Raw genomic sequence first — 14104 nt, 5'->3', positions numbered from 1 at the left:
CTCCTCGGCCCCCCTCGGTCAGACCTCGGGGACCAGCACCTCGCGCTTGCCGACATGGTTGGCGCTGCTGACGACGCCCTGCTCCTCCATCTGCTCGACCAGGCGCGCGGCCTTGTTGTAGCCGATGGCCAGCTTGCGCTGGATGTAGCTGGTCGAACACTTGCGGTCCTTGGCGACGATCATCACCGCCTGATCATAGAGCGCGTCGTCCCCGCCATCGCCGCCGCCCAGGCCCAGCACCGCGTCGATGTCGTCGGCCTTGTCATCCTCGGGGCCCTCGACCACGCCCGACTTGTAGCTGGGCGGGCCGAAGGATTTCAGATGCGTCACCACCTCCTCGACCTCCTCGTCGCTGACGAAGGGGCCGTGGATGCGGGTGATCCGCGCGCCGTTGCCCATGTAGAGCATGTCGCCCTGGCCCAGCAGCTGTTCGGCCCCCTGCTCTCCCAGGATGGTGCGGCTGTCGATCTTGGACGTGACCTGGAAGCTGACCCGCGTGGGGAAGTTCGCCTTGATCGTGCCGGTGATGACATCGACGGACGGGCGCTGCGTGGCCATGATCAGGTGGATGCCCGATGCCCGCGCCATCTGCGCCAGGCGCTGGATGCAGGCCTCGATCTCCTTGCCGGCAACCATCATCAGGTCGGCCATCTCGTCGACGACCACGACGATATAGGGGAAGGTCTCGGGCTGGAACTCCTCGGTCTCCCAGATGGCGTCGCCGGTATCCTCGTCGAACCCGGTCTGGACGGTGCGCTTGAACATCTCGCCCTTGCGCAGCGCCTCGATGACGCGGCCGTTATAGCCCTCGATGTTGCGCACGCCCATCTTGGACATCTTGCGATAGCGGTCCTCCATCTCGCCCACGACCCATTTCAGCGCGACGACGGCTTTCTTGGGGTCGGTGACGACCGGGGACAGCAGATGCGGGATGCCGTCATAGACCGACAGTTCCAGCATCTTGGGGTCGATCATGATCAGCCGGCATTCGTCCGGCGTCAGCTTGTAGAGCAGGCTCAGGATCATCGTGTTGATCGCGACCGATTTCCCCGAGCCGGTGGTGCCCGCGATCAGCAGATGGGGCATCTTGGCCAGGTTCGCCACGACCGGATCGCCGCCGATATCCTTGCCAAGCGCCAGGGGCAGCGGCTGCGTGCCGTCGCCGAAGGCGCGGCTGGCGAAGATCTCGCGCAGCAGCACCTTCTCGCGCCGCGCATTGGGCAGCTCGATCCCGATGACTGTGCGGCCGGGGACCGTGCTGACGCGCGCGGACAAGGCCGACATGGAGCGCGCGATGTCATCGGCCAGGCCGATCACCCGGCTGGCCTTCAGGCCCGGCGCGGGTTCCAATTCGTACAGCGTCACGACCGGGCCGGGGCGGACCTCGGTGATCTGGCCCTTGACGCCGTAATCGTCCAGCACAGCCTCCAGCATGCGGGCGTTCTCCATCAGCGCCTCCTGCGACACCGGCACGGCATCGCTGGCCGAAGGCGCGGAGAGCAGCGCCAGCGGCGGGCGCTCATAGGCGGGGCCGTCATCCGCGCGCGACAGGGGCTCGGCGCGGCGGGGGGCGGGACGGGCGGTCTCGGCGGCGGGCAGCGGCGGGGCGGCCTCGGGCATGGAGCCTTGGGGCGCGGGGGTCGCGCCGTCGCGGACCAGACGCTGCGCCACCACCTTCAGGACCGAGGTCTTGGCCGTGCTGGACCGGATCGCGTCGCTGATGCGGCCGCGCACCTCCGCCTCGGAGGGCGGGTCCGCGTCGAAGTCGATGTCGCGCTCGATCAGCTCCGGCTCGATCAGTTCGGGCTCGGGCATCTCGGCCTCCAGCTCGAATTCCGGCGGCGGGGCGGGGCGGCGGCGCGTCGCGACGACCGGGGTCGCGCGGGGCGCGTCGGGTTCCGGCTCGGCCGGTCTGCGCATCCGCGCGACGCCGCGCTGCGTGGCCAGCGCACCCAGGGCCGCGCCCTGCACCGCCGTCATCAGGCCTGCGCGGAAGCGCAGCCACAGCGCCGACAGCTCGGCCCGGTCGAAGCCCAGCACGAAGGCCCCCGCCGCCAGCGTCGCGGCGGCGACCAGCAGGCCCGACAGGCGGATGCCCAGCTGCGCCTTCATCGGCAGCAGGTTCAGCATCGCCCCCATGACCATGTCGCCGAAATGCCCGCCCAGGCCATAGTTCTGCTGCCAGCCGGGTCCCGGCACCAGCGTGCTGGCATAGACCGAGACCAGCGCCACCGCGATCGGCGTGAAGACCGCGCGCATCACCCGCTCCTCGCCCCGGTGCAGCATCATGCGCAGGCCCCAGACCCAGGCCGCGACGACCAGCATCCAGGCCCCCAGCCCCGCGATCATGATCAGCGCCGAGGCGATCATCGCCCCGACCCCGCCCATCAGGTTCTGCGCCGGCGCGTCGGTGGCCGAGCCGAAGGCCGGATCATCGGGCGACCAACTGCCCAGCATCATCGCGACCAGGATGCCCAGCACGATCAGCCCGGCGCCGATCGCCTCCTTGCCGCGCCGCTCCAGCGCGGTGCGGGTGGATTGGTCGAACAGCGGGTCGCGATGTTTCGCCTGCCAGCTTGCCATGTCGTCAGCCCCCCGCCCCGTCGTAAAGAACCGCCCGCAGCCGGGTCAGCGCGTCCCGCGTCTGATCGGCATCGGCAACCAGCGCCACCCGCACGAAGCCCGCGCCCGGATTGGCCCCGTCCACATCGCGCGACAGATAGGCCCCCGGCAGCACCTGGATGCCCGCCCGCGCCCAGAGATCGCGCGCCGCCCGTTCGCCGTCATCGACCGGCAGCCACAAGAAGAACCCGCCCTCGGGCGCCAGATAGCCCGGGATGTCGCCCAGCACCGCATCCGCGATGGCGTATTTCTGCTGGTACAGCGCGCGGGACGCATCGACATGCGCCTCGTCGCTCCAGGCGGCGGCGCTGACCCGCTGCAGCGGCAGCGGCAGCGGCGCCCCGGCATAGTTGCGCAGCTGGCGCAGGCGCGCGACCTGCGCCGCTCCGCCCGCCGCGAAGCCCGAGCGTAGCCCTGGCAGGTTCGACCGCTTGGACAGCGAATTGACCATCACCACCCGATCGGGCAGGCCCATCGCCGTGGCCACGGCCAGGGCGCCCGGCGGCGGCGCATCGCGCCAGATCTCGGAATAGCACTCGTCCGACAGGATCAGGAAATCGTGCCGCTCGGCCAGCGCCACCAGCGTCTCCAGATAGGCGCGGCCCGCGACCGCCCCCTGGGGGTTGGCGGGCGAGCACAGATAGGCGACCCCCACCCGGTCCAGAAGCGCCGGGTCCAGGGCCGCGTAATCGGGCAGGTTGCCGGTCTCGGGCGTCGCGGGGACGAAGATCGGATCGGCCCCGACCGCCGCTGCGGCCACCGCATAGACCTGATAGAAGGGATTGGGAATCAGCACCGCCGCGCGCTGGCCGTTCTTGGTCTCCGGGCACAGCGCCAGGGCGGCGTTGAACAGCCCCTCGCGCGTGCCGTTCAGCACCATCAGCCGCTCGGGCGCGACGTCCAGCCCGTGCCGCCGGCCCAGCCAGCCGCCGATCGCGGCCAGCAGGTCCGGCGCGCCCTCGTTCGGGGGGTATTTCGCGAATCCGGCCAGGCTGTCGGCCAGGATCGGGCCGACGAAATCGGGCATCGCGTGGCGCGGCTCTCCGATGGTCAGAATCGTGGGCTGCGCGCCGGGCTCCAGACCCGGCGTGATGTCCGCCAACAGCGCCCGCAGCCGCGGGAACGCGTAATCCGGCAGGTTCGAGAACCGCGCGGGGAATGCCATCTCTGCCTCGCTTTTCGGGGTCTGCGCCCCGTTCCTGGGCGGAAACAGTAGCGTGATCGCGCCCTTGCGTCCAGCGCCGAGGCCGCCCCGGCCGCGATCAGCCCGCCAGCGCCGCCTCCGCCCCCGCGGCCACCCGCAACAGGTGCCGGTCATGGCCCGCATGGCCCATCAGCGACAGCCCGCAGGCCGGGTGCCCGGTCGGCAGCGTCACCGAGGGCAGGCCCATCAGGTTGGCGATGCGGGTGTTGCGCAGGGTCAGCAGGTTCGCGCGCACGAACTCGGCCGAATCCTCCATCAGCCGCGCGGTCGCGGGCGGCAGGATCGGCACCGTGGGCACCAGGACCGCGTCAAAGCCGCCGGTCACCTCCTTGACCCATTTGCGCCGGATGCGGGCCAGGCTTTCCCAAGCCGCGACGTAATCGGGACCGCTGACATCGGCGCCGCCGCGGAACCGCTCCAGGATGGGCGGCCACATCAGTTCGGGCGCATCCTCGATCTGGGCGCGCCAGATGCCATAGGCCTCGGGCGCGAAGAGCTGCGGCGAGAGCGCCATGGCCCGGTCCAGCCAGTCGGTCGAGACATGCGCGATCTGCGCCCCGGCGCGGGCCAGCCGCTCCACCGCGTCCTGGAAGGCCGCGACCGGCCCGGCCTCGGCCCCGTCGAAGGGCAGCCCCTCCAGCACCATCAGGCGCAGGCCCGCCACGCTGGCCCCCTCCAGGTCCGGGGCGGGCTGATCGGCCAGGATCGCGAAGATCTGGGCGCAGTCCTCGACGCTGCGGGCGATGGGTCCGGCCACGTCGAAGCGGCGCGCCAGCGGCACGACGCCCTTTTCGGGCAGCGCGCCGTGGGTGGGCTTGAACCCCACCAGCCCGTTCCAGGCCGCAGGTACCCGGATCGAGCCGCCGGTATCGGTGCCCACTGCAGCCGCCGCCAGCCCGAGCGCCACCGACACCGCCGCCCCGGAGGATGACCCCCCCGGCGCCAGATCGGGGTCCAGCGCATTGGGCGGGGTCGCGGTCTGCGGGTTCAGGCCCAGCCCGGAAAAGGCCAGCTCGGTCATGTGCGTCTTGCCCAGGCAGACGGTGCCCCGGCGGGCGGCGCGGGCCAGGATGTTGGCGTCCTTGCGCGGCACGCGCCCCTCCAGCAGGCGCGACCCGGCCTCGGTCACGGTGCCGCCGCTGTCGATGTTGTCCTTCCAGCTGATGGCGACGCCGTCCAGCAGGCTGTGGCGGCGCTCCTGCTTGGCGCGGTCATGGGCGGCCACGGCCTCGGACCGGGCGCGGGCGGGGGTCAGCCGGGCATAGATGCGCGCGCAGTCGGGGTGATCCTTCGCGGCAGCCAGATAGGCCTCGGTCTGGTCGATGGGGTCCAGAACGCCCGCCATGATGGCGCGGCCCTGCTGGGTCGCCGATGCGCGCAGCCAATCCATATTCAGAAATCCACCGCGATGCCGTTCTTTTCGTAATCGCCGTAGCGGACGGGCTCGGGCCCCTCGCGGCCACCGTATTCCTTGGGCAGGATCTGGGCGGCGCGGGCGCGGCGGCGCTCCTCGGCCTCGGCCAGGGCGCGCGCGGCGGCGGGCGGAAGGTCGGGTTTGGCATCGCTCATGGAACAATCCTCCGAATGAGGCTATGGGGCGGGATCAGTCTTGAGCATCACTTAGGCAAAGGAAAGCGTTTTGGCAAAGCCGGGCGGCGATATGGCGCGATTGGGCGCGTTGCGATTGATCCAGGGCGTGCGCGAGGGGCGCGCGCTGTCCGACCAGCCCGGCGCGCTGCGCGCCCTGACCGTGGCCGACCAGGCCCGCGCCGCGCGCCTGGCGGCCGAGACGCTGCGCCATCAGGGCCGCGCCGACCGGGTCATCGACCCGCTGGTCGCCCGCAGGCCCGCGCCCCAGATCGCCGATGTCCTGCGCCTGGCCGTGGTCGAGATGCTGGAGCTGGGCGCCCCCGCCCATGGCGTCGTGGGCGCGGCGGTCGATCTGACCCGCACCCTGGGCAAGCGCGGCCAGGCGGCGGCGGGCATGGTGAACGCGGTGCTGCGCAAGGCGTCGAACCATCCCGGTTGGGCCGACCTGCCGCCGCAGACCCTGCCCGAATGGCTGCGCCCCGCGCTGGAGGAGGCTTACGGCCCCGTCATCCTGACCGCGATGGAGGCCGCCCATCAGCAGGGCGCGCCCATCGACCTGACCCTGAAGCCCGGCGCCGTGCCCCCGCCGGGGGCCGAGGCCCTGCCCACGGGATCGTTCCGCCTGCACGGCCCGGTCCATGTCAGCGCCCTGCCGGGTTACGACAGTGGCGACTGGTGGGTGCAGGACGCCGCCGCCGCCCTGCCCGCGCGCCTGCTGGACCCGCAGCCCGGCGAGCGGATCGTGGATCTGTGCGCCGCGCCGGGCGGCAAGACGCTGCAGCTGGCCGCCGCCGGGGCGCAGGTCACCGCGCTGGACATCAACGAGGCGCGGCTGCGTCGCGTGACCGAGAACCTGACCCGCTGCCGCCTGACCGCCGATCTGGTCGCCGCCGATGCGCTGGACTGGCGGCCCGCCGCCGCGCCGGACGCGATCCTGCTGGACGCGCCCTGTTCGGCCACGGGCACCATCCGCCGCCACCCCGACCTGCCCTTCATCCGCGACGGCCACGGCATCGCCGAGCTGATCGAGCTGCAGGCCGCGATGCTGGATCATGCCTTGTCGATCCTGCGCCCGGGCGGGCGGCTGGTCTTCGCCACTTGCTCGCTGATCCCCGACGAGGGCGAGGTGCAGATCGACGAGGCCCTGGCCCGCCACCCCGGCCTGACCGTGGAACGCCCCGACCTGCCCGGCATCGACCCCGCCTGGATCACCGAGGAAGGCGGGCTGCGCCTGCGCCCCGATCTCTGGGCCGACAGGGGCGGCATGGACGGCTTCTACATGGCGCGATTGCGCAAGCCCGGCTGAACGGAACCGTCGGGCGGCCCCGCGGCTTGATCCGGCGGACCCATGATGCGGAGGATGCCATGCGCCTGACCACCATCGCCGTCGGACTGAAACTGGCCCAGGCCGTGCTGAGCACGCGCGGCGCGACCACCGCGGCCCGCGGCGCGGGGGGCCTTGCCTCCGGGATCGGCACCGCCGTGATGATCGTCAGCGCCCTGCAGCTGGCCCGGCAGGTCTTCGGCCGCCGCCGCTAAGCGGCTGGACGGCGCGCGCCGGGAGGGGTAATCGGGCGTCAAACCAGATGACGAGGCCCCCATGTCCGACCCCGTTGCCATCCGGCGCGCCCTGATCTCCGTTTCCGACAAGACCGGCCTGATCGACTTCGCCCGCGCCTTGGACGCGCGCGGCGTGCAGATCCTGTCGACCGGCGGCAGCGCCAAGGCGCTGCGCGATGCGGGCCTGAGCGTCACCGACGTGGCCGATGTCACCGGCTTCCCCGAAATGATGGACGGCCGCGTCAAGACGCTGCATCCGGCGGTGCATGGCGGCCTGCTGGCCCTGCGCGACAATGCCGACCATGTGGCGGCGATGGAACAGCACGGCATCGGCGCGATCGACCTGCTGGTCGTGAATCTCTATCCGTTCGAGGAGACGGTCGCCAAGGGTGCGGCCTATGACGACTGCATCGAGAACATCGACATCGGCGGCCCGGCGATGATCCGGGCTGCCGCCAAGAACCACGGTTTCGTCACCGTGGTCGTGGACGTTCAGGATTACGACGCGGTCCTGGCGGAACTGGACGCGAATGGCGGCACGACCCTGCCCTTCCGCCAGCGGATGGCGCAGACGGCCTATGCCCGCACCGCCGCCTATGACGCCGCCGTCAGCACCTGGATGGCCGAGGCCATCGGAGAGGCCACGCCACGCCGCCGTGCCTTCGCGGGCACGCTGGCCCAAGGCCTGCGCTATGGCGAGAACCCGCATCAGCAGGCGGCCTTCTATGTCACCGGCGAGGCGCGCCCCGGCGTGGCCACGGCCCAGCAGCATCAGGGCAAGGAGCTGTCCTACAACAACATCAACGACACCGATGCCGCCTTCGAGCTGGTGTCCGAATTCGACCCGGCGGACGGCCCCGCCTGCGCGATCATCAAGCATGCCAATCCCTGCGGCGTGGCCCAAGGCGCGACCGCGCTGGAGGCCTACAAGCGGGCGTTTGATTGCGACCGCACCTCGGCCTTTGGCGGGATCATCGCGCTGAACCAGCCGCTGGACGGCGCCACCGCCGAGGAGATCGTCAAGATATTCACCGAGGTCGTCATCGCCCCCGATGCCGACGCGGATGCGCGCCGCATCTTTGCGGCCAAGAAGAACCTGCGCCTGCTGACCACGGGCGGGCTGCCCGATCCGCGCGCGGGCGGGCTGACCTTCCGGCAGGTGTCGGGCGGCATGCTGATCCAAGGGCGCGACAACGGCCATGTGGCCCGCGCCGATCTGCGCATCGTGTCCGACCGCCAGCCGTCGGAGCAGGAGCTGGCCGACCTGATGTTCGCCTGGACCGTCGCCAAGCACGTGAAATCCAACGCCATCGTCTATGCCAAGGACTTGGCCACCGTCGGCATCGGCGCGGGCCAGATGAGCCGCGTGGACAGCACCCGCATCGGGCGGCGCAAGTCCGAGGACATGGCCGAGGCCCTGGGCCTGACCGAGCCGCTGACCAACGGTGCGGCAGTGGCCTCGGACGCGTTCTTCCCCTTCGCCGACGGCATCGAGGCTCTGGCCGAGGCCGGTGCGCGCGCGGTCATCCAGCCCGGTGGCTCGATGCGCGACGACGAGGTGATCGCGGCCGCGAACCGCCTTGGGCTGGCGATGGTCCTGACCGGCCAGCGCCACTTCCGCCACTGATGGCCGCGCCCGCGAAGCCCGTCGCGGCCCGCAAGGCCCGCCCGTCCCGGCCCCCCGCCCGCAGCGACATGCGGCTGGTCCTCTGGGTCGCGCTGGCGATCTTTCTGGCCGACCAGGCGCTGAAATACTGGGTCGTGCATGTGCTGGCCCTGGACCGGGTGCGGGCCATCGACGTTTTCCCGCCCTGGCTGAACCTGCGCATGGCGTGGAATCAGGGCGTGAACTTCGGCCTGATGGCCTCGGACACCGACATCATGCGGTGGGTGCTGATCGGGGTCGCGCTGGTCATCTGCACCTGGGTCTGGATCTGGGTCTGGCGCGCGAGGCTGGGCCGCTTCGCCCGCGTCGCGGCGGGGCTGCTGATCGGGGGTGCCCTGGGCAACGTGGTGGACCGCGCCCTGTATGGCGCGGTGGCCGATTTCCTGAACATGTCGCTGCCGGGGTGGCAGAACCCCTACAGCTTCAACGTGGCCGACATCTCGATCTTTGCGGGGGCCATCGGGCTGGTGCTGATGCCGCAGTCCAAGGATGCGGGCAGGCCCGCGAAACCCGCCGCGAAGCCCGCGCCCAAGACCGCGCCCCGCCCCGCCCCACCCAAGCCCGCGGCACAGCCGCCGGCCCCGGTCACGCCGCGCCAGGGCGACCTGTTCGCGCGCCCCGACCAACAGGGTCGTGACGGCGACGGAAAACCGGGCTAGAACGGCGCAAAGGATCGAAGGGGGCAGGACATGCGGACAAGCACGCTGGTGATCGGATTTGCGGCCGCGATGGTCCTCTCCGCCTGCGGTGGCGGCACGCTGAACAACATCAAGGCCGGACAGGTCGGACCGGACGAATTCGCCATCCTGCCCACGCGCTCGCTGTCCATGCCGCCCGATCTGGCGGTGCTGCCCGCGCCCACGCCGGGCGGCGCGAACATCACCGACCCCAACCCGCAGGGCGACGCCGTCGCGGCCCTGGGCGGCAGCCCCGAACGCCTGGCCGATCGCGGCGTGGGCGCGGCGGACCAGGCGCTGGTGGCGCAGGCCGCGCGGACCGGCAGCGATCCGGCCATCCGCCAGCAGCTGGCGGTCGAGGACGCGCAATGGCGCGCCCGCAACGGCCGCCGCCCGCTGGAGCGGATCGCGGGGACCCCGGTCTATCAGCGCGCCTATGCGCCGATGGCGCTGGACGGCGTGGCCGAGCAGCGCCGCTGGCAGCGCGCGGGGGCGATCACCTCGACCGCGCCGGCACCCGCGGCGCGCTGAGACCATGACGATCGATGAGCTGCGGGCCGATTTCGACCCGCTGGCGCCGGGATTCGGTGCCGATCCCTGGCCCGCCTATGACCGGCTGCGGGCCCAGCCCGGCCTGCCCTTCTGGGCCGGGTTCGACGGGCATCTGGCCGCGCGGATGGCGGATGTGCGCGCCATCGCGCTGGACCGGCGCATGGTGCGCGACCCGGCGGCCTTCGCCCCGCCCGAGCAGGTGCGGGCGATGCAGGTCGCGGGCAATTTCCACGACATGCCGTTTCACGAACGCTTCGTGCAGACCTCGATGCTGGACACGGACGGGCCGGATCACGACCGGCTGCGGCGGGCGGTCTTTCCGTTCTTCACCAAGACCCGGCTGGAGGGGCTGCGCGGTTTCGTCACGGACTGGGTCGATGCGGCGCTGGACCCGCTGATCCCGCAGGGGCGGATCGACTTCACCGCCGATCTGGCCGCGCATCTGCCGGGGCAGGTCATCGGTCATCTGATCGGCACCGAACCCGATCTGGCCCCGCAGATGACGAGGTGGTCCGACGACGTGGTGTCCTATTTCGACATCGACCGCACCGCGGCGAAGAAGGCCCGCGCCGAGGAGGCGACGCGCCTGTTCGCCGAGCTGCTGGAGGACCTGCATGCCGAGCGCGCGGCGCGGCCCCGCGACGACCTGATGTCGGCGATGATCGAGGCCGAGCGCGCGGGCCTGATGACACATGACGAGCTGATCGCCACGATCATGCAGATCCTGCATGCCGGGCACGGATCGACCATCGACGTGCTGGGATCGGGCCTGGTCGCGCTGCTGGAGCATCCCGACCAGGCGGCGCTGCTGCGGGCCGAGCCGGGTCTGATGCCGCAGGCGGTGCAGGAGATGTTCCGCTTTGCCGCGCCGCTGCCCTTCTTTCACCGCTATGCGTCCGAGGACCTGACGATCTGCGGCCGGGACTGGCCCAAGGGGACGAAGTTCGGGCTGCTTTACGCTGCGGCCAACCGCGACCCGGCGGCCTTCGACGCGCCCGATCGGTTCGACGTGCGGCGCAGGCCCAACGTGCATCTGGCCTTCGGGACGGGGGTGCATGTCTGTCTGGGCAACAACCTGGCGCGGCTGAACATGGAGGTGCTGTTCGCGGCGCTGCTGGACCGCGCGCCGGGGCTGGCGGGGGACGGGCCGGTGCGCTGGAAGGCCGGGTTGCAGGCGCACGGGCCGGTCTCTCTGCCGCTGCGGCTGGCCTGACGGCGCAAGGTGCGCCGCGCCGCCCCCCATCGAGGGGGCCGGCGCGGCGGTCGGCCTTGCGGCCTCCGGCCCGCCCTCTCGGGGCCCGCACAATCGCGCGAGGGCGGCTTGCGCGGCCTGTCGGGGCGGTCCAAGTTGCGGGCAGCAAGAGGAGGTTGCACCACCCATGCGTCACCCCGCATCCCGCCCCCGGTCGTCCGGAAGGGCCCCCGCGCTGGCCGCGCTTCTGGCGCTGAGCACCGCGATGTCCGCCCTGCCCGCGCTGGCGCAGGACGCCCCCATGCCCGAGGCCGCCACCGTCCCGCCGGATGCCGGCGCGGCGATGCCCGAGGGCATCAGCCATTTCACCCTGCCGAACGGTCTGGAGACCGTGGTCATCCAGGACGAGCGCGCGCCCGTGGTCGTCCAGATGGTCTGGTACCGGATCGGCGCCGCCGACGAGGTGCCGGGCAAGTCCGGCATCGCGCATTACCTGGAGCACCTGATGTTCAAGGGCACCGACACCCTGGAGCCCGGCGAGCTGTCCAAGACCGTGACCGCCAATGGCGGCAGTGACAACGCCTTCACCTCGTGGGATTTCACGGCCTATTTCCAGCGCATCGCCAGCGACCGCCTGCCCCTGGTGATGGAGATGGAGGCCGACCGCATGGCCAACCTGAACATCCGCGACGAGGACTGGCAGGCCGAACGCCAGGTCGTGCTGGAGGAACGGGCGCAGCGCGTGGACAGCGACCCGACCGCGCTGTTCATGGAGGAGATGAACGCGATCGTCTATGACAACCACCCCTACGGCCGCCCGATCATCGGCTGGCGCGACGAGATCGAGGCGCTGACCCGCGACGACGCGGTGGCCTGGTACAACGAGCATTATTCTCCGAACGAGGCGGTCCTGGTGATCGCAGGCGACGTCACCCCCGAGGAGGCCCGCGCCCTGGCCGAGGAGCATTACGGCGCCATCCCCGCCAAGGGCGAGGCCGAGCCGCGCCTGCGCCCGCAGGAGCCGCCCAAGCGGACCGAGCGGCGGATCGAGATGTCGGACCCGCGCGTGGCCCAGCCCCGCATGATCCGCACCACGCTGGCCCCCGAGCGCAATCCGGGCGAGCAGGAGCAGGCCGCCGCGCTGAGCGTGCTGGCCGCGCTGCTGGGCGGGTCGTCGCAGACCTCGGTCCTGGCGCAGGAGCTGATGCTGCCGGGCAAGGCGCTGTGGGCCGGGGCCAGCTATGACGGGCTGTCGCTGGACGCGACCGAGTTCAGCCTGTCGCTGATCCCCGCGCCGGACGTGACGCCCGAGGAGGCCGAGGCCGCGCTGGACGAGGTGATCGAACGGTTCCTGGCCGAAGGTCCCGACCCGGAGGCGCTGGAGCGGGTCAAGGTGCAGATCCGCGCCGAGGAGATCTATGGCCGCGATTCGGCCCATGGCCGCGCCTATGACTATGGCCAGGGCCTGTCGACGGGTCTGGGCGTGCAGGACGTGAACGACTGGCCCGCCGTGCTGGACGCGGTCACGGCCGAGGACGTGATGGCCGCCGCGCGGCTGGTGCTGACCGAGGGCGGGGCGGTCACCGGCTGGCTGACCCCGGCCCCGGTCGACACCGCCGCGGCCGCCGATGCAGCGCCCGCGCCCCAAGTCCCCGCATCCGAGGCGCCCGCGCCCGAAACCCCCGAACAGAACCCCGAGGTGCAAGGATGATCCGTGCCGCCATCGCCACCGTCCTGGCCCTGCTGGCCGTGCCCGCGCAGGCCATCGAGATCCAGGACGTCACCTCTCCGGGCGGGATCAAGGCCTGGCTGGTCCAGGACGACAGCATCCCCTTCGTCGCGCTGGACATCCAGTTCCGCGGCGGCGCCAGCATGGACACGCCCGACCGGCGCGGCGCGGTGAACCTGATGTCGGCGCTTCTGGAGGAGGGGGCAGGCAACCGCAACGCCACGGAATTCGCGACCGCGGTCGAGGATCTGGGTGCGCGGCTGTCCTTCTCGGCCAGCGACGACACCCTCTCCGTGGGCTTTCAGGCGCTGAGCGAGAACCGCGACGAGGCCGCGGACCTTCTGGCGCAGGCGCTGACGCAGCCGCGCTTCGACGACGACGCGCTGGCCCGCGTGCGCGCGCAGGTGCAGGCGGTGATCCGCTCCGAGGCGACCGACCCGAACAGCATCGCCGCCAAGGAGATGGCCGCCCAGGCTTGGGGCGATCATCCCTATGCGACCTCGATCAACGGGACGCTGGAGGGTGTCGCGGCCCTGGGCCGGCAGGACCTGGTGGCGGCCAAGAACCGCGTGCTGGCGCGCGACCGGGTGGTCGTGGGCGCGGCGGGCGACATCTCGGCCGAGGAGCTGGGGCTGCTGCTGGACCGCATCCTGGGCGGGTTGCCGGAACAGGCCACCGCGCCCCTGCCGGAACCCGCGCCCCTGCAGCTGACCGGGGGCGTCACGGTGATCGATTGGGACAGCCCGCAGACGGTCGTGGCCTTTGCCGGGCCGGGGCTGGCCATCGACGATCCGGACTATTTCGCGGCGGTCGTGGCCAACCACATCCTGGGCGGCGGCGGCTTCAGCTCGCGGCTGATGGAGGAGATCCGGGAGAAGCGCGGCCTGACCTATGGCGTCGGCACCGCGCTGGCCACCGGGCTTTACGGGCAGAGCTGGCAGGGCGGCATGGCCGGATCGAACGCCACCACGGCCGAGGCGATGGCGCTGATCCGCGCGGAATGGGCGCGCATGGCCGAGGGCGTGACCGAGGCCGAGCTGGACGCCGCCAAGACCTATCTGACCGGGGAATACCCGCTGCGCTTCGACGGGAACGGGCGCATCGCGTCGATCCTGGCGGGGATGCAGCTGATCGGATTTCCCATCGACTACATCGACACGCGAAACGCCAAGGTCGAGGCGGTCACGGCCGAGGACGTGACCCGCGTGGCCCAACGCCTGCTGGACCCCGAGGCGCTGCGCTTTGTCCTAGTCGGACGCCCCGAGGGGGTCGAGGGCGACACGCCCGTCACGAACTGATCCCCCCGGACCGG

Annotated in this window: 12 protein-coding genes; 8 read left to right on the top strand and 4 right to left on the bottom strand. The window is 71.6% G+C overall.

Annotation, left to right across the window (positions count from 1 at the left end; translation table 11 throughout):
• Positions 1-18 precede the first annotated feature (18 nt).
• The 4 genes from AACG61_RS01165 to AACG61_RS01150 form a co-directional block, all read right to left on the bottom strand.
• Positions 19-2583: a DNA translocase FtsK gene (locus AACG61_RS01165; protein ID WP_411838207.1), complete on the bottom strand. Its 2565-nt coding sequence runs from the start codon at positions 2581-2583 to the stop codon at positions 19-21.
• Between the two features lie 4 nt (positions 2584-2587).
• Positions 2588-3787: an aminotransferase class I/II-fold pyridoxal phosphate-dependent enzyme gene (locus AACG61_RS01160; protein ID WP_411838206.1), complete on the bottom strand. Its 1200-nt coding sequence runs from the start codon at positions 3785-3787 to the stop codon at positions 2588-2590.
• Between the two features lie 97 nt (positions 3788-3884).
• Complete coding sequence (locus tag AACG61_RS01155; protein WP_411838205.1) at positions 3885-5216, bottom strand: amidase; 1332 nt, start codon at positions 5214-5216, stop codon at positions 3885-3887.
• 2 nt (positions 5217-5218) lie between these two features.
• Positions 5219-5395 (bottom strand): DUF1674 domain-containing protein, encoded by a 177-nt coding sequence (locus tag AACG61_RS01150; protein ID WP_411838204.1) that lies wholly within the window; start codon positions 5393-5395, stop codon positions 5219-5221.
• 91 nt (positions 5396-5486) lie between these two features.
• On the opposite strand from AACG61_RS01150, the gene AACG61_RS01145 reads away from it, so the two are divergent.
• The 8 genes from AACG61_RS01145 to AACG61_RS01110 all read left to right on the top strand — a co-directional run bounded on the left by AACG61_RS01145 (position 5487) and on the right by AACG61_RS01110 (position 14090).
• Positions 5487-6722: an RsmB/NOP family class I SAM-dependent RNA methyltransferase gene (locus tag AACG61_RS01145; protein ID WP_411838203.1), complete on the top strand. Its 1236-nt coding sequence runs from the start codon at positions 5487-5489 to the stop codon at positions 6720-6722.
• 59 nt (positions 6723-6781) lie between these two features.
• Positions 6782-6955, top strand: a complete 174-nt coding sequence (locus AACG61_RS01140; RefSeq protein ID WP_411838202.1) for a hypothetical protein — start codon at positions 6782-6784, stop codon at positions 6953-6955.
• Positions 6956-7016: 61 nt separating this feature from the next.
• On the top strand, positions 7017-8603 hold the full coding sequence (gene purH / locus AACG61_RS01135; RefSeq protein WP_411838201.1) for a bifunctional phosphoribosylaminoimidazolecarboxamide formyltransferase/IMP cyclohydrolase: 1587 nt from the start codon (positions 7017-7019) through the stop codon (positions 8601-8603).
• Positions 8603-9301, top strand: a complete 699-nt coding sequence (lspA, locus tag AACG61_RS01130) for a signal peptidase II (protein ID WP_411838200.1) — start codon at positions 8603-8605, stop codon at positions 9299-9301. Before purH ends, lspA begins: the two co-directional genes overlap by 1 nt.
• 30 nt (positions 9302-9331) lie before the next feature.
• A complete protein-coding gene (locus tag AACG61_RS01125; protein WP_411838199.1) occupies positions 9332-9850 on the top strand; it encodes a DUF3035 domain-containing protein in 519 nt (172 codons plus the stop codon).
• 4 nt (positions 9851-9854) lie between these two features.
• Complete coding sequence (locus AACG61_RS01120; RefSeq protein ID WP_411838198.1) at positions 9855-11084, top strand: cytochrome P450; 1230 nt, start codon at positions 9855-9857, stop codon at positions 11082-11084.
• Positions 11085-11250: 166 nt separating this feature from the next.
• Positions 11251-12774 (top strand): M16 family metallopeptidase, encoded by a 1524-nt coding sequence (locus tag AACG61_RS01115; protein ID WP_411838197.1) that lies wholly within the window; start codon positions 11251-11253, stop codon positions 12772-12774.
• Positions 12771-14090: a M16 family metallopeptidase gene (locus AACG61_RS01110; RefSeq protein WP_411838196.1), complete on the top strand. Its 1320-nt coding sequence runs from the start codon at positions 12771-12773 to the stop codon at positions 14088-14090. The genes AACG61_RS01115 and AACG61_RS01110 overlap by 4 nt, the downstream gene beginning before the upstream one ends.
• The last annotated feature ends 14 nt before the right edge of the window (positions 14091-14104 follow it).

The sequence above is a fragment of the Paracoccus sp. ME4 genome, from assembly GCF_046736325.1.
In the GTDB taxonomy this organism is placed as follows: domain Bacteria; phylum Pseudomonadota; class Alphaproteobacteria; order Rhodobacterales; family Rhodobacteraceae; genus Paracoccus.
Note: the sequence above shows the minus strand (reverse complement) of the source record. Positions and strands in the feature narration are given on the sequence as shown.